We start from the raw sequence: 14,694 nt of genomic DNA, 5'->3' as shown, positions 1-14,694 counted from the left end.
TGGCCATCGAGGTCTCCTGCAGATGGTCTTCTTGGTCGTTGATCCATCTACCGGAGACCTCACCTGTATCCAGGCACCGACATGCCGCGACCGAACCGACAACCAGGACTTTCTAAACACGGCCTAGGTGTGTCGGGCGTGTTTCGAAGTTGGCCGGAGCCGTTCGTTGATGGTGGCGATGTGGACGGTGGCCTGGTAGCGGACGGCGAGCCTGCCGAACCCGGGTGGTCGGCCACCGCGCACGCCGCGCCGACGCCGGTCGCCCGCCTGATCGGCCGGTTCGCAGATCGCGGCCGCGATGCCTCGCTGCGTCCGGCGTGCGACATGCCGCCACTCATCACACTTCGAGACAGGCCCTAGGTGTGCCGTTCGGACGGGTTGGTGACGCGGCTGGCTGGGGTTTGCCCTGCGATACCGGTGTAGGGGCGGTGGTGGTTGTACCAGTCGAGCCAGTCACCGAAGGCGGCCTGTCGTTCGGTTTTTGAGGTGTCGTGCCCATGGCGCTTCCGGCTTCGCGCGGAATGGGTTGCTCGGGGTGGAGGCGGTGGACGTGGGGCGTGGGGCCATTGCGGGCCTGTTCGGCTGTGTGCCGGAACTCTCGATGTTCCGCCGAGAATCACCGTGGGTAGTAAGGTGCTACGGAACGTGCTGATCGTTCCCCTCCACCGCCCTGGCGCACAGGGGATGGGTAACGGGACCGGGGTGGTGTGAGCGAGTCTCAAGGAAACGTGATGGCTCACCAAGGGGACGGCGAGCCGTCGGTCTACGAGGAGATCGGCGACCGCCTGAAAAAGGAATTCGTGGGGGTGCATCCGCCGGAGACGGTGACGCGGTGCGTGGCCGCGGCCCGCTACGGGGCGCAGGAGGTCACGGGGGCAGCCGCGCCCGGTCTGGTGGAGAAGATCGCACGCAAGCACCTGCAGGTGCTCGCGATGGTGGCGGCGGAGAAGCAGCGTGCCGAGCGCCGCAGAGCGGAGCGCCGCGAGGTCGAACGCCGCGAGGCCGGACGAGCCGACGGGCACGAAACAGACACCGGCACGGGGCACGACGCGCAGACACGGCACCACGCGGACGGGGCCGCGGCCGGGGATGTGCGGGGCCGCCACCGGGTCGAGCGGAGGCCCGACGGGCGGGCCATGCCGCCGCCCGACGACGGCGAGGAGCGAAGACGCGACGACCGCGGTGCCGATCTGCCGCACACGCCTCGCAGCGCTACAGGGAACGCACCCTGAGCATGCTTTGCCCGGGGTCGCGGCTGTGCGAAACTGGCCAGGGGTCTGTGGGTCATCGCGCTCCGGGAGGCAGTAGTGCCCGCCAAGAAGTACGTCACGTGGGCCGCCATGGCCTTTGTGGCCTTCTACGTCATTCGGGAGCCCGGCGGAGCGGCGCAGTCGGTGAACCAGGCGGCGATCGGTATCGCATCCGTCGCCGACTCCCTGGCCACCTTCGTCACCGAACTCGCCTGAGGCCCCGATGAGGCTGGTCACGCCCGGTGACTCCGCTCCGGCGTCGGTGAACAAGTACCTGCTGCCGCACGAGACGCAGGTCATCACCGTACGCCGCCACCCCGCCGTGCTCATGTTCCCGGTCGGCCTGGTGCTCGGCGGCCTGATCGTCGCCGGCGTGCTGAGCAACACTGTCGCCAGCGACTCGGGCGGGGTGATCAGCTGGATCTGGTGGGCCTGGCTCGCGCTGCTGGCGTGGTTCGTCTGGCGGGTCGCCGAGTGGTCGGTGGACTACTTCGTGATCACCAACCAGCGGATGCTGCTGACCACCGGCCTGATCACTCGCAAGGTCGCGATGATGCCGCTGGCCAAGGTCACCGACATGAGCTTCCGCCGCTCGATCACCGGACGGATGCTGGGATACGGCGAGTTCGTCCTGGAGTCGGCCGGTCAGGACCAGGCCCTGCGCACGGTCGACTACCTGCCCTATCCCGAGCAGCTGTACCTGGAAGTCTGCGAGATGATCTTCCCCAACAAGAACGGCGACTGACGGCGCCGTCGCGCGGCCGGTGCATCCGGTCGGGCGGCGTCAGGGCGTCGCGCACCGGACGGGCGATCCCGCGTGGGCCGAATGTAATTCGCCGGTTGCGTCGGTGCGGCTATGCCCGTTCCGTGCTTTCCGTGGCCGGACGGTGGCCCTCCGAGATGCGGACGGGGCCGCGCTCAAGGCCGTTTTGGACGTTTCGTCCAACGAGTCCATGGTCCGCCGCCGAAACGGGTGCCGTCTCGCAGGCCGCGTACGCTGCGCCGCTCCGCGGCCGCCGGAGTCGGCGGTGGCCTGCGCGGACGGCCGAGCGTTCGGCGGCCCGGACCGGTCCGCCGTGCCGAAACGATGATCTTTGCGCGTGATGTCGGATAATGTGCTAGGGACCCGCTATTGTGATCGTCACATGGGACGTTCGCCCGCCGGAGCGCACCCCGTGACATGCGGCGGGGCCGGTCCGGCTCGGGTGGACGCCGCCACGACGACACGGGGGTCGCCGCGCGCGGCGCCGTCGCGTCCACCGGCCACGGCGTGCGGGCGGGAGCGGCCGCGGCCGGCGACACCGCAGACCATAATCGGCCGCCAGGACCGAGGGGGATGATCGCACCCCTGGCGCTTCGTTACTCTCGATGTGCGTAAACCCGCAATGTGCAATCATGTCGGCACCCCAGCCGCCTGATTACTTCCGCTAAGTGAGTCCACATGCCGGGTCCAGGCAACGTCGGCGAACGTGTCCGCAACCTGCGGCTCACCCGACGCCTCTCGCAGGCGCAGCTCGCCGGTCACGACCTTTCAGACAGCTATATCTCGTTGATCGAGTCCGGAAAGCGGACGCCCACGCCGACGGTCCTGCGCATGCTGGCCGAGCGGCTCGGCTGCACGCCGGAGTACCTCGCCGAGGGCGTGGAGCCGGAGCAGCGCGCCCATCTGGAGGTCCGTGAGCGGCACGCGCAGCTGGCGCTGCTGGCCGGCGACGCGGGCACGGCGGCGGCCGGGTTCGACGACGTGCTCGCGCGCAGCGACGACCCCGAACTGACCGCGCGGGCCCGCTGGGGCCGCGCCCGGGCGTTGGAGGAGCTGGGCCGCACCGAGGAGGCCATCGCGCTGTTCGAGGAGCTGCGCGAACAGGCCGAACGCGACCCGTGCCGGGCGAGCTGGCTGCCCCCGGTGATCGCGCTGGCGCGCTGCTACCACACCGTCGGGGACCTCGGCCAGGCCATCGCGCTCGGCGAGCGGACGCTGGCGCGGCTGCGGGAGCTCGGGCTGACCGTCGGCGAGGAGCACACCGAGGTCGGCCGGATCCTGCTGCTGGCGTACGTGGACCGGTCCGACCCCGAACGCGCGCACGCGCTGGGGCGGACGCTGGTGGGCGGACGGCTGGGCGACGCGGACGCCGACGGCGACGACCACCCCAGCCCGCACTACCAGCGGGCCTCGTCCCAGGCGCTGGAGGAAGGCGCGGTCGGCGACGCCCTGTACCTGGCGGACCAGGCGCTGGCGGCCCGTGTCGGCACGTCGCTGCTGGCGCGGTCGCGGCTCAACCTGGCCGCCGCCAAGGCCCTGCTGCGCGGCGTCAGGCCGTTCTCGGCCCCGGCGACGCCCGATCGAACCGCGGCACCGGAGCGGGGTCTGGCCGGGCCCGCCGGTGTGTCCGCCGAGGTCAGCGCGCAGGCGGCGGAGGAGGCGCTGGAACTGCTCGGCGACACCGGGGGGCTGCCGTCCGCCGAGGCCAGCGAGAGCACGATCGAACGGGCGCGCGCCCTGGTCGCGCTCGGCCGTCCCGGCGAGGCGATCACCGACCTGGAGGAGTTCCTCGACACTGGCATGGCCCTGTCGCCGCCGGCGTCGGCCGACCTTGCGGTGATCCCCAGCCCCGGGCCCGACGAGGCACGCCGCGTCCGCAAGACGACGCAGGCGCGGCTGGTGCTGGCCCGTGCCCGCATCGCGCAGCAGGACCGCACGGCCGCCCTGGTCGTCTTGCGCGCGGCCGCGGGCCAGCTGAAGGGGCTGCCCGCCGGACGTCCCACCGCGCACCTGTTCCGGGAGCTGGGCGAGCTGTTCGAGACCCTCGGCGAGGGGGAGTCCGCCGCGGCGGCGTACAGGCAGGCGCTGGAGGCCGCGGGGCTGCGCCGGTCGCGTCCCCAGACCGCCGACTGCGACCTCAGGAAGGTCTGACACCCGGCAGGCGGCGCGCACGGGTCCTCCGCAAGGCGGGGAATACACGCGCGGCATGACCGCGTTGCGGCAAACATAGGATGACTGGATGTCCGGCTGACTGCCGCCGTGCCGTTGGGGGGACCTTGACTCTGCGCACCGCCCGCCGCTCGTCCCTGGTCGACCAGGTGATCGAGCAGCTCAGGAGCGAGATCGCCGCGGGCGCGTGGCCGGTCGGGAGCAAGATCCCGCCCGAGCCGGCGCTGGCCGCCAGCCTCGGAGTGGGGCGCAACACCGTCCGGGAGGCCGTGCGCGCCCTGACCCATGCCGGGCTGCTGGACTGCCGCCAGGGTGACGGCACCTACGTCCGCGCGACCAGCGAGATGTCGGGCGCCGTGCGCCGCCGCCTGCAGGCCGCCGAGCTGGCCGAGATCCTGGAGGTGCGGCGCGGCCTGGAGGTCGAGGCCGCCCGGCTGGCCGCCGCCCGGCGCACCAGCGCCGACATCGCCGCGATCACCGCCGCGCTCGCCCGGCGGGACGCCGCGTGGGCCTCCGGCGACCACACCGCGTTCGTCGAGGCCGACCTGGCCTTCCACACCGCGGTGGTCGAGGCCACGCACAACCGCGTCCTCACCGATCTCTACCGCGACTTCAGCGAGGCCCTGCGGGCGAGCATCGGCGCCGCCGGGTCGCTGATGGAGCACGCCGACGTCCCGCACGGCCCGATCGCGGCCGCCATCGAGGCCGGGGACGCCCAGGCGGCGGCGCAGGCCGCGCATTCCTGCCTGGACCAGATCCTCCAATCGACGGAGATCGCGGCGCTGTCCGCCCGCCCCGACGTCTGACCACGGGCGGCGGCCGCCGCCGCATTTTGGAACGTGCCAGCGGCGCGGCCCGCCATGCACGCCGACCACCCCCGCGACCCCCTCTCAAGAGCAAGGCGACATGACTTCCACCACGCGCATTTCCCGTCTCACCGCGATCTGGACCTTCATCGGACTCGTCCTTCTGACGCTCAACCTGCGAGCCGCCATCACCGGCGTCACCCCGCTGCTCGGCGACCTGCAGAAGGGCGTCGGCCTGTCCGGCATCGAGGTCAGCGTCCTGACGACGCTGCCGGTGCTGTGCCTGGGCGTCTTCGCCGCCCTCGCCCCGCCGCTGGCCCGCCGTTTCGGCACGGAGATCGCGATCACCGCATCGCTGGTCCTGATCACGGCGGGCATTCTGCTGCGGATCGTCCCGGTGCAGGCTGCGCTGTTCGGGGGCACCGTCCTGGCCGGTGCGGGGATCGCGATGGGCAACGTCCTCACGCCGGCGGTCATCAAGCGCGTCTTCCCGCGCCGCCTGGGCGCGCTCACCGGCATGGCGATGATGCTCATGGCGGGCAGCGGCGCGCTGGCGGCCGCCCTGGCCGTTCCGCTGAACGACACGGGCGGCTGGCGCCTGGCGCTGGCCGTGTGGGCCGTCCCGTCCCTGCTGGCCGCCCTCGCCTGGATGCCCCTCACGCGGAGGACGGCGGGCACCGCCGAACGGCCTGCGCCCCGCGCCCGCACCTCGGGCGGGGGATCGCTGCTGCGCGTCCCCCTCGCCTGGTGCGTGACGCTGTTCATGGGCCTGGCCTCGCTGATGTTCTATGTCCTGATGTCGTGGCTCCCGGAGATCATGCGAGCCCAGGGCTACGCGCCCGCCACCGCCGGAATGATGGTCTCGGTCATGATGATCATCGGTATTCCGCTCGGGATGGTCGTCCCCATGACCGCCGCCCGCATGCGCGACCAGCGCTCCCTCGTCGTGGCCGTCGCCGTCACGATGGTGGTGGGGCTCGGCGGCCTGATCGCGGTCCCGCAGGCCGGGTGGCTGTGGGTGGCGGTGCTCGGCCTCGGCACGGGCAGTGCGTTCCCGCTGGCGTTCACCCTGTTGAGCCTGCGGGCGGCGACGCCGTCGGTGGCGGCCCGGATGTCGGGCATGGCCCAGACCGGCGGATACCTGCTGGCCGGAGTCGGCCCGCTGTTCGTCGGCGTCCTGCACACGGCCACCGGCGGTTGGCACGTCCCCCTCGGGCTGCTGCTGGCGCTGCTCGTCCCGGAGATCGTCTTCGGCCTGTTGGCGGCCCGCCCCTCCTTCGTCCACGACGACGCCGCAGACCCGGAACCCCTGACCGTCTCGACCTCTCCCGCCGTCTCCGCCCCGGCGGACGTGCCGGTCCCGAGCCGCTGACCCCGACTCGTCTCCGGCCGACGGCGCACTTCCGACACACGACCGAAGCGGCATGCCGGTGCGGCGCGAAGGCGCCGCCCCCGAGCCGCACTCGCCGAGAGCGCTTCTCGGCGCGGGGCTGACGCGGCGGCATGCCGAGGCAGCGCGGCGGCGCCGATTTCGTGCCGCTGACCTCGGCTTGCCTCCGGCCGACGACGTTCCCCGGCACACGGTTGACGCGTCGGCATGTCAGGGCGGTATGGAAGTGGGGGCTCTGCCCGGTGGATCATGGTGGATCTGCGGCAGTGCGGTGACCAAGGCCTTCCGGCCCGGTGGTGATGAGCGAGCCTTGCGTGGCGGGTGGCGCCACCGCGCCGTCACTCGGGCCAGTTGACGCAGTGTTCGGCCACGTTGCGGCGTCGGCAGGGCGGCCGCATCGGAGACGGGCGCGCCACCCCGCTCCGCAGCGGACCTGCCCGGCTCGCTCGCAGATGGCGGCGAAGCCGCAAGACCCGCAGTACGCGGCGGACAACCTGGCTGCCCCCACCGAAAAGACGAATGCCGAGATCCACCGGACAGGCCCTGCCTGGTTCCGCCGGTCGGTGTGTCTGGCAGGGAAGGAGGCTGGAACGCGGTGAGGGCGGCCCCGGGTGGGGCCGCCCTCGACGTGTGTGCCTGGTGAGGCCGGCGGAGGATGCGAGATTCGAACTCGCGAGGGGTTGCCCCCAACACGCTTTCCAAGCGTGCGCCCTAGGCCACTAGGCGAATCCTCCGCCGCAGAGCCTACCGGGTTTCGGGCACTGATCGGACATCAATAACGGCTGAGAGCGGAATCGGGCCGTAGACGTGGGGGAAAACGGCGCCGTCCACGGGCTCGTGGCGTACCGGGGCGTCCAGCCGGGAGGCGTCGATCACCAGCAGGAGGAGCTCCGCCGGGTCCAGGTCGGCGTAGAAGCGGGACAACACGCCGTGCACCTGGTCCATGTCGGAGGAGCAGTGGATGAACCCTTCCTCCGCCAGGGTGCGGCCTCGGGTCGACATGGTGTAGGCGGCTCCGGCGGCGCGGGCCGCCTCCCAGTGGCGGCGTTCGGCGATGTGCAGCAGGTGCGGCCGGGCGGCTTGAGGGGCCATGGCGGATGAGCCTACGCGGGCGATGAGAGGCGGCGAGCGTGCAGCCGTCGCTTCGGGAATGCCATAGACTCTGGGGCAGACCCCTCGCACGGCGTCATCCTGTGAACCTCCCCAGGGCCGGAAGGCAGCAAGGATAAGCAGGCTCTGGCGGGTGTGCGGGGGGTCCTTTCGCTTCTGACGCTCTGCTTCTGAGGAGGGCGGACCCCCGATGAGTCTGGCGCTGTACCGCAAGTACCGGCCAGCGACATTCGCCGAGCTCAAGGGGCAGGAGCACGTCGCCGAGCCCCTCCAGCAGGCGTTGCGCAACGGGCGGATCAACCACGCCTACCTCTTCAGCGGCCCGCGCGGCTGCGGCAAGACGTCCAGCGCCCGCATCCTCGCCCGGTCGCTGAACTGCGAGCAGGGCCCGACGCCGGATCCGTGCGGGACGTGCGACTCGTGCGTCGCGCTCGGCCCGACCGGCACCGGCCACATCGACGTGATCGAAATCGACGCCGCCTCGCACGGTGGCGTGGACGACGCCCGCGACCTGCGGGAACGCGCCTTCTTCGCCCCGGTGTCGGCGCGCTTCAAGGTGTACATCATCGACGAGGCGCACATGGTCACCCGGGAGGGCTTCAACGCGCTGCTCAAGCTGGTCGAGGAGCCCCCGCCGCACCTGAAGTTCGTGTTCGCCACCACCGAGCCCGAGAAGGTCATCGGCACCATCCGGTCGCGGACGCACCACTATCCGTTCCGACTGATCCCGCCGGGGGTGCTGCAGGAGCTCGTCGAGGAGATCCTGCAGCGGGAGGGCGTGCCGTACGAGCCGAACGCGCTCCCGCTGGCGGTGCGGGCGGGCGCCGGCTCCGCCCGGGACACGCTGTCGATCCTGGACCAGTTGCTGGCCGGGTCGGACGAGAAGGGCATCACCTACGCCCGCGCCGTCTCGCTGCTCGGCTACACCGACTCGGCGCTGCTGGACGAGGTGGTGGACGCGTTCGCCGCCCGCGACGGCGCCGCGGTGTTCGCCGCCCTGGACCGAGTGATCGAAAGCGGGCAGGACCCCCGCCGGTTCGCCACCGACCTGCTGGAACGCCTCCGCGACCTGGTGATCCTTTCGAATGTGCCGGAGGCCGGGGGCACGGGGCTGCTGACCGCCGCGCCGGACGAGCTGGAGCGCATGCGGCGCCAGGCCGAGGCGCTCGGCCCGGGCGAGCTGACCCGGGCGGCCGACCTGCTGCACACCGGCCTGACCGAGATGCGGGGGGCGACCTCCCCCAGGCTGCTGCTGGAGCTGGTGTGCGCCCGCATCCTGCTGCCCGCCGCGTACGCGGACGAGTCGTCCATGTTCGCCCGCCTGGACCGTCTCGAACGCCAGATGGCGGCCGGCGTGCCCGTTGCGTCCGCTGCACCTGCGACTGCACCTCCCGTCTCGCCGAGCGGCGCCGCCCCCATGACTCCGGGCGGCGGTGCGCAGACGCCCCCCGCCCAGACCCGCCCCCAGGGCGGCGCCGCCGTGTCCAGCGTCCCTTCCGCGCCCGGCGGGACGGAAGGCGAACGGCGTTCTGTGGATAACCGTCCGGGGCCCGGTCCGGCACCGGCCGCGCGCCCGGTCCCCGCGTCACCCGCTGCCTCGCCCACGGCAGCGTCCACCCCGCCCGCCGCGGCACCGGCGGCGGGCGCCGGCGGGCCGGACGTCTCCGTGGTGCAGCGGATGTGGCCGGAGATCGTCGAGGCCGTCAAACAGCGGAGCAGGGTCGCCTGGATGGCGATCATGTCGGGCGTCCAGCCGATCTCGCTCGAAGGCAACCTGCTGACCCTGTCCTTCGAGGCCGAGGGCGCACGGACCAACTTCACCAACGGCGGCCGCGACGCGGTGCTCCGCGAGGTCCTGGGGCAGCGCCTCGGCGTCGACTGGCGCATCGACACGGTGCTCGCCGGCACCGCCCCGTCCCGCGGCCGCGGCCGCGGCCCCGCGACGGGACGGCCCGGCGGCATGCAGGGCGGTTCACCGGGCCCGGCGGTCGGGTTCGGCGGCGCGGCGGCGCCCACGCCGTCCCGCGGCCCCGCCGAGCCGGCGTCGGCTCCCGCACCGCAGGCCTCGCCCGCGCCCGCCGCATCGGACCAGGGGCCATGGACCGTTTCAGCGCCCAAGCCGTCCCCCGCTCCCGCCCCCGTGCCGCCGCCCGCGGACGAGCCGCCTCCGCCGGAGCCGCCTTTCGACGAGAGCGACGAGGTGGACCCCGAGGGAGACGCCGACGCGGACGGCAACGAGGCCGAGCTGAACGGGATGGCGCTCATCATGCGCGAACTCGGCGGGCAGATCATCCGCGAGATCGACAACACCTGACCCGTCGCGTCGGCGACTTCTCCGGCCGCGGGCCGGTGTTCTCGGCATGTCTCGATAAGACGTGTCGATCGGGACGATAGGGGCACTTGGGGCGATACGGTCGGCGTGGAAAGGGCGTCGCCGCAGTCGGCGTCCGGGCGCCGGCGCGTACCGCATCGCGTTCGAACCCCGTAGTCTCGGGAAGACAGACGTGCGGTGGTCGTCGGGTCGCCGAGCACGAGGCCCCGTGAGGGGCCAGGAAGGCCCCTGGAAGGGGCCGAGAGGAAACGGAGTGACCGTGGAACCCGGTGGTCAGTTGAACATCCAGGAGCTGTTGCAGCAGGCCCAGCGGATGCAGGAGCAGTTGTTCGCCGCACAGCGCGAACTGTCCGAGGCCGAGGTGCAGGGCCGCGCGGGCGGCGGCCTGGTGACGGCGACGGTCAACGGGCAGGGCGAGGTGACCGCGATCTCCATCGATCCCAAGGTCATCGACGCCTCCGACCCGGACGACACCGCCGAGACCATCGCCGACCTGGTGCTGGCCGCGATCCGCGACGCGGGCCAGGCCGTGGCCCAGCTGCAGGAGCAGAAGATGGGTCCGCTCGCCGAGGGATTCGGCGGGGGTGGTATGTCGGGCATCCCCGGAATGCCGGGTCTGCCGGGCGCGGGTGGGGCGCCCGGAGCCTGACCCCGCGACCGGATCCGGCCCGCCCGCCGTCCCGGCGGACCCGGTCCCGGCTTCGCCTGAGGGCCGACCCACCTGTCCCAGCAGAACGAGCGTGGAAGGAACGGACCGTTGTACGAAGGGGTCGTCCAGAACCTCATCGACGAACTGGGTCGGCTGCCCGGCGTCGGCCCCAAGAGCGCGCAGCGGATCGCCTTCCACCTGCTGGCCGCCGACCCCGCCGACGTGGACCGGCTGGGCAAGGCCCTCAAGGAGGTCAAGGAGAAGGTCCGCTTCTGCCGCACCTGCGGGAATGTGGCAGAAGAGGAGGAGTGCCGGATCTGCCGGGACGCCCGCCGCGACCCGCACGTCATCTGCGTGGTCGAGGAGTCCAAGGACGTCGTGGCGATCGAGAAGACCCGCGAGTTCCGGGGCCGCTACCACGTGCTGGGCGGGGCGATCAGCCCCATCGAGGGCGTCGGCCCCGACGACCTGCGCATCCGTGAGCTGATGCAGCGCCTGGCGGACGGCACCGTCACCGAGCTGATCCTGGCCACCGACCCGAACCTGGAGGGCGAGGCCACGGCGACCTACCTGGCGCGCCTGGTCAAGCCCATGGGCATCACCGTCACCCGCCTGGCCAGCGGCCTGCCGGTGGGAGGCGACCTGGAGTACGCCGACGAGGTGACGCTCGGCCGCGCATTCGAAGGACGGAGGCTCCTGGATGTCTGACACCAACAGCCCGCAGGACTGGAACGCCCTCGCCGAACGGGTGGCGCGGCACGTGGAGAACTACCTCGGCGGCCTGGAGGCGGTCGCGCGCGGTGAGGCGGGCCCGCACACGGTGCCGATGCTGCTGCTGGAGGTCTCGCAGGTCATCCTGGCCGGTGCGCAGCTGGGGGCGAGCCAGGACGTGATCCTTCCGGACAACTGGGAGCCGGAGGTCGGCGAGGACCCCGACCTGGACGCGGTGCGGCAGGGCCTGGCCGAGCGGCTGCTGGCGATCGACGAGTACGTCGAGGTCTTCGATCCGTACAAGGACACCGAGCCGACGTCCTACCGGCTCTCCGACGACCTGGTCGACGTGGCGAGCGACCTCGTCCACGGCCTGCGCCACTACCAGCAGGGCCGCCCCCTGGAGGCGCTGTGGTGGTGGCAGTACTCCTACTTCAACCACTGGGGCAACCACGCTGGCGCGGCCCTGCGCGCCCTGCACGCCGTCGTCGCCAACGCCCGGCTCAACGTGGCCGAAGAGGCGCCCGCGGTGCGTTAGGCCCTGCGGAGAGCTGTGCGGGGGCACCGGCAGCGCTGTGGTCCGGTGCGCATCGTCCCGTCCAGGCGGTGCCGCCATGGCCTCGTCACGATTCCTGTCCTTCGTCGCTGGACGGAGGTCCGGATCCGGCGGTCAACGCGGTGTGGGCGGGGCAACCCGGGTGGCATTGGACGGCGACGTGGTCGCCCTTCGAGTCCGGCTGCTTCGTCGAAAGGCGGCGACCGAGCAACTTCTCCACTCGATCACGACGCTCACGGGCGACCATTCCGTCCCAGATACTGAGATTTATGGCCACATTCTGGTAGTTATCGCCTCGTAATCCAGTGGTGCGGCCTCGGTAGACTCGTCGCCGGTACGTCAGACCCCGATCCGAGGAGCACCACCCGTGGCTCTTGTCGTGCAGAAGTACGGTGGCTCCTCCGTAGCGGACGCCGAGTGCGTCAAGCGGGTCGCCCAGCGCATCGTCGCGACGAAGAAGGCGGGCAACGACGTGGTCGTCGTCGTCTCCGCCATGGGTGACACAACGGATGAGCTGATCGATCTGGCCGAGCAGGTCAGCCCGCTGCCCCCCGGGCGCGAGCTGGACATGCTGCTGACGGCCGGAGAGCGGATCTCGATGGCGCTGCTGGCCATGGCCATCGCCAACCTCGGCCATGAGGCGCGGTCGTTCACCGGCTCCCAGGCCGGTGTGATCACCGACGGCTCCCACGGCAAAGCCAGGATCATAGACGTCACGCCCGGCCGCATCCGCGACGCGCTGGACTCGGGCTCCATCGCCATCGTGGCCGGCTTCCAGGGCGTCTCCCAGGACTCCAAGGACATCACCACGCTGGGCCGCGGGGGCAGCGACACCACCGCCGTGGCGCTGGCCGCGGCGTTGAACGCCGACGTGTGCGAGATCTACACCGACGTGGACGGCGTCTTCACCGCCGACCCGCGGATCGTCCCGGCCGCCCGGCGCATCCCGCGCATCTCCTACGAGGAGATGATGGAGATGGCCGCCAGCGGCGCCAAGATCCTGCACCTGCGCTGCGTGGAGTACGCCCGCCGCTACAACATCCCGATCCATGTGCGCTCCTCGTTCAGCCAGCGGGAGGGCACCTGGGTGGTCGACAGCGACGACATCGAAGGACAGGACATGGAGCAGGCGATCATCTCCGGGGTCGCGCACGACCGCAGCGAGGCCAAGATCACGGTGGTCGGGGTGCCGGACAAGGTGGGCGAGGCGGCCACGATCTTCCGGGTGCTGTCCGACGCCGAGATCAACATCGACATGATCGTCCAGAACGTGTCGGCGGCGTCCACCGGTCGCACCGACATCTCGTTCACCCTGCCGGCCAGCGACGGGCAGACCGCCCTGGCCGCGCTGAACAAGGTCAAGGAGCAGATCGGCTTCGAGTCGCTGCGCTACGACGACCGGATCGGCAAGATCTCGCTGATCGGCGCGGGCATGCGCTCCCACCCGGGCGTGACGGCCAAGTTCTTCTCGGCCATCGCCGACGCCGGAGTCAACATCGAGATGATCTCCACTTCGGAGATCCGGATCTCGGTGGTGGTGGCGCAGGACGACGTCGACACCGCCGTCGCCGCCGCGCACCACGCCTTCGACCTCGACGCCGAGCAGGTGGAGGCCGTCGTCTACGGGGGCACCGGACGCTGACCGTCCGCACCCGTGCGTCCCGCCGACCAGGGACGCACGGGTCGTGACCCGGCCGCCGAGCACCAGACCTCTTGGGGCGTCGACCGGGAGTCACCGGAATCCGGCCGTCCGACGTGCGATCACAACGCACGGGCGGCCGGCTTCCGGCGCCGCGGCGAACCTGCCCAGTGCACGGCGCCTGGACCGCGCATCGTCGCCCCCCGCCGCCCGCGGCGTCCCCGAAGCACCGACGTCGCCGTCCAGGCGCTCAGCCGATCACGCGGGACGGCAGGGCACCCCGTGGCCTCGCGGAGCGCCGGCACCACGTCGGTCAAGCCGCACCAGCGGCGCCAACGGCCGATGCGTGCAATGAGTGCAGCCCAGATCGGGCGGCTGCACCATGGCGCAGGCTAGAGCGGCCGCCCGGCAGGCACCGGCGCGCCGCTCCCGCGCCCTTGGCGGTCGCTGGGACACACGCGCAACCCGTCGGCGGTGATGGGGTCGGGAACACTCCCGTGTCAAGGGCGTCGCGTCCCTGAAGGCCGCCGGTATGCCGCCGTGGCGTGCGTGGCCTGTCGGCGGTGTGTGGGCCAGGAGATCTAACAGCGTGGCAGCACGGGGGTTGTCAGGAGCGGGGCGGCGGTGGGCACATGGCGGACCAGTGTCGTCCGGCGGGGCGGCCAGCGGCGCACTCGCTGAGCATTGGTGTCGCGACCCGCGGGCCTAGGCAGTGTCGTCAAAGTGGCTGCGTAAGGGGCCGTGCGTGGCGATCACGTGATGCGTGGTTCGTCGTCATGAGCTGACCGATGCCGAGTGGGCCATGCTGGAGCCGTTGCCGCCCAAGCAGCGGATGGATGGGACGTCCGCGGGCCGATGACCGGCGGGTGCTGAACGGGATCGTGTTCAAGTTCCGTTCCGGGGTGGCCTGGCGGGATGTGCCCGAACGCTACGGGTCCCGGCGGTCGCTGCACACCCGCTTCCGCCGGTGGGCGGCCGACGGCACGTTCACGCGGATGCTGCAGGCCGCCCAGGCCCGCGCCGACGCCGCCGGGGACATCGACCGGCCGGTGGCGGTGGACTCCACCATCGTGCGCGCCCACCGGCACGCCGCCGGAGCCCGAAAAGGGGGCGCCGGGCGCTCGGCCGGTCGCGGGGCGGGCTGACCCGCTGGGATTGGTGGTGACCGGCGGCAACGTCGATGTTCGACGACACGGCCTAGGTGTGCTGTTCGGACAGGTTGGTGACGCGGCTGGCTGGGGTTTGGCCTGCGATGCCGGTGTGGGGTCGGTGGTAGTTGTACCAGTCGAGCCAGTCGCCGAATGCGGCTTGTCGTTGGG

12 protein-coding genes, 1 tRNA gene, 1 other RNA gene and 3 pseudogenes are annotated in these 14,694 nt (G+C 71.8%); 13 read left to right on the top strand and 4 right to left on the bottom strand.

Features of this window, described 5'->3' with window-relative positions:
- Window positions 1-356 precede the first annotated feature (356 nt).
- Window positions 357-485: pseudogene (locus QSK22_RS32665) on the bottom strand (IS481 family transposase); the annotation flags it as partial.
- Window positions 486-731: 246 nt separating this feature from the next.
- On the opposite strand from QSK22_RS32665, the pseudogene QSK22_RS32660 reads away from it, so the two are divergent.
- The 6 genes and pseudogenes from QSK22_RS32660 to QSK22_RS32635 form a co-directional block, all read left to right on the top strand.
- Window positions 732-953, top strand: a pseudogene (locus QSK22_RS32660) (hypothetical protein); the annotation flags it as partial.
- Between the two features lie 354 nt (window positions 954-1,307).
- Window positions 1,308-1,466 carry a hypothetical protein gene (locus tag QSK22_RS32655; protein ID WP_285498355.1) on the top strand — a complete coding sequence of 53 codons (159 nt, stop codon included), beginning with the start codon at window positions 1,308-1,310 and terminating at the stop codon, window positions 1,464-1,466.
- Between the two features lie 7 nt (window positions 1,467-1,473).
- Window positions 1,474-1,995, top strand: a complete 522-nt coding sequence (locus tag QSK22_RS32650) for a PH domain-containing protein (RefSeq protein ID WP_285498353.1) — start codon at window positions 1,474-1,476, stop codon at window positions 1,993-1,995.
- 696 nt (window positions 1,996-2,691) lie between these two features.
- Window positions 2,692-4,164: a helix-turn-helix transcriptional regulator gene (locus QSK22_RS32645; protein ID WP_285498352.1), complete on the top strand. Its 1,473-nt coding sequence runs from the start codon at window positions 2,692-2,694 to the stop codon at window positions 4,162-4,164.
- 125 nt (window positions 4,165-4,289) lie between these two features.
- The gene (locus QSK22_RS32640; protein WP_285498350.1) at window positions 4,290-4,988 is read left to right on the top strand and encodes a FadR/GntR family transcriptional regulator; all 699 of its coding nucleotides are present in this window, start codon (window positions 4,290-4,292) and stop codon (window positions 4,986-4,988) included.
- Between the two features lie 100 nt (window positions 4,989-5,088).
- Window positions 5,089-6,360 carry a CynX/NimT family MFS transporter gene (locus tag QSK22_RS32635; RefSeq protein ID WP_285498348.1) on the top strand — a complete coding sequence of 424 codons (1,272 nt, stop codon included), beginning with the start codon at window positions 5,089-5,091 and terminating at the stop codon, window positions 6,358-6,360.
- A 667-nt stretch (window positions 6,361-7,027) separates the two neighbouring features.
- Here the strand turns inward: QSK22_RS32635 and QSK22_RS32630 are convergent.
- Both QSK22_RS32630 and QSK22_RS32625 read right to left on the bottom strand, forming a co-directional pair.
- Window positions 7,028-7,112 (bottom strand) — tRNA-Ser (locus tag QSK22_RS32630).
- A 10-nt stretch (window positions 7,113-7,122) separates the two neighbouring features.
- On the bottom strand, window positions 7,123-7,470 hold the full coding sequence (locus QSK22_RS32625) for a DUF952 domain-containing protein (protein ID WP_285498347.1): 348 nt from the start codon (window positions 7,468-7,470) through the stop codon (window positions 7,123-7,125).
- A gap of 75 nt (window positions 7,471-7,545) precedes the next feature.
- Here QSK22_RS32625 and ffs point away from each other — a divergent pair.
- The 7 genes and pseudogenes from ffs to QSK22_RS32590 all read left to right on the top strand — a co-directional run.
- Window positions 7,546-7,641: signal recognition particle sRNA small type (ffs, locus tag QSK22_RS32620), an RNA gene on the top strand.
- A gap of 37 nt (window positions 7,642-7,678) precedes the next feature.
- A complete protein-coding gene (locus QSK22_RS32615; RefSeq protein ID WP_285498346.1) occupies window positions 7,679-9,802 on the top strand; it encodes a DNA polymerase III subunit gamma and tau in 2,124 nt (707 codons plus the stop codon).
- A gap of 277 nt (window positions 9,803-10,079) precedes the next feature.
- Window positions 10,080-10,469: a YbaB/EbfC family nucleoid-associated protein gene (locus QSK22_RS32610; RefSeq protein ID WP_285498359.1), complete on the top strand. Its 390-nt coding sequence runs from the start codon at window positions 10,080-10,082 to the stop codon at window positions 10,467-10,469.
- A 108-nt stretch (window positions 10,470-10,577) separates the two neighbouring features.
- Window positions 10,578-11,177: a recombination mediator RecR gene (recR, locus tag QSK22_RS32605; RefSeq protein ID WP_285498345.1), complete on the top strand. Its 600-nt coding sequence runs from the start codon at window positions 10,578-10,580 to the stop codon at window positions 11,175-11,177.
- Window positions 11,170-11,718 (top strand): DUF5063 domain-containing protein, encoded by a 549-nt coding sequence (locus QSK22_RS32600; protein WP_285498344.1) that lies wholly within the window; start codon window positions 11,170-11,172, stop codon window positions 11,716-11,718. The genes recR and QSK22_RS32600 overlap by 8 nt, the downstream gene beginning before the upstream one ends.
- 385 nt (window positions 11,719-12,103) lie before the next feature.
- Window positions 12,104-13,378, top strand: a complete 1,275-nt coding sequence (locus tag QSK22_RS32595; protein ID WP_285498343.1) for an aspartate kinase — start codon at window positions 12,104-12,106, stop codon at window positions 13,376-13,378.
- Between the two features lie 799 nt (window positions 13,379-14,177).
- Window positions 14,178-14,522: pseudogene (locus QSK22_RS32590) on the top strand (IS5 family transposase); the annotation flags it as partial.
- A gap of 50 nt (window positions 14,523-14,572) precedes the next feature.
- Here the strand turns inward: QSK22_RS32590 and QSK22_RS32585 are convergent.
- Window positions 14,573-14,694: integrase core domain-containing protein (locus tag QSK22_RS32585; protein WP_285498358.1), on the bottom strand; the 122-nt coding region annotated here is incomplete at its 5' end.

Origin of the sequence: Actinomadura sp. NBRC 104425 (assembly GCF_030269545.1) — a bacterium.
Lineage (GTDB): Bacteria > Actinomycetota > Actinomycetes > Streptosporangiales > Streptosporangiaceae > Spirillospora > Spirillospora keratinilytica.
The sequence above is the reverse complement of the archived record's forward strand: the minus strand, read 5'-3'. Positions and strand labels throughout refer to the sequence as shown.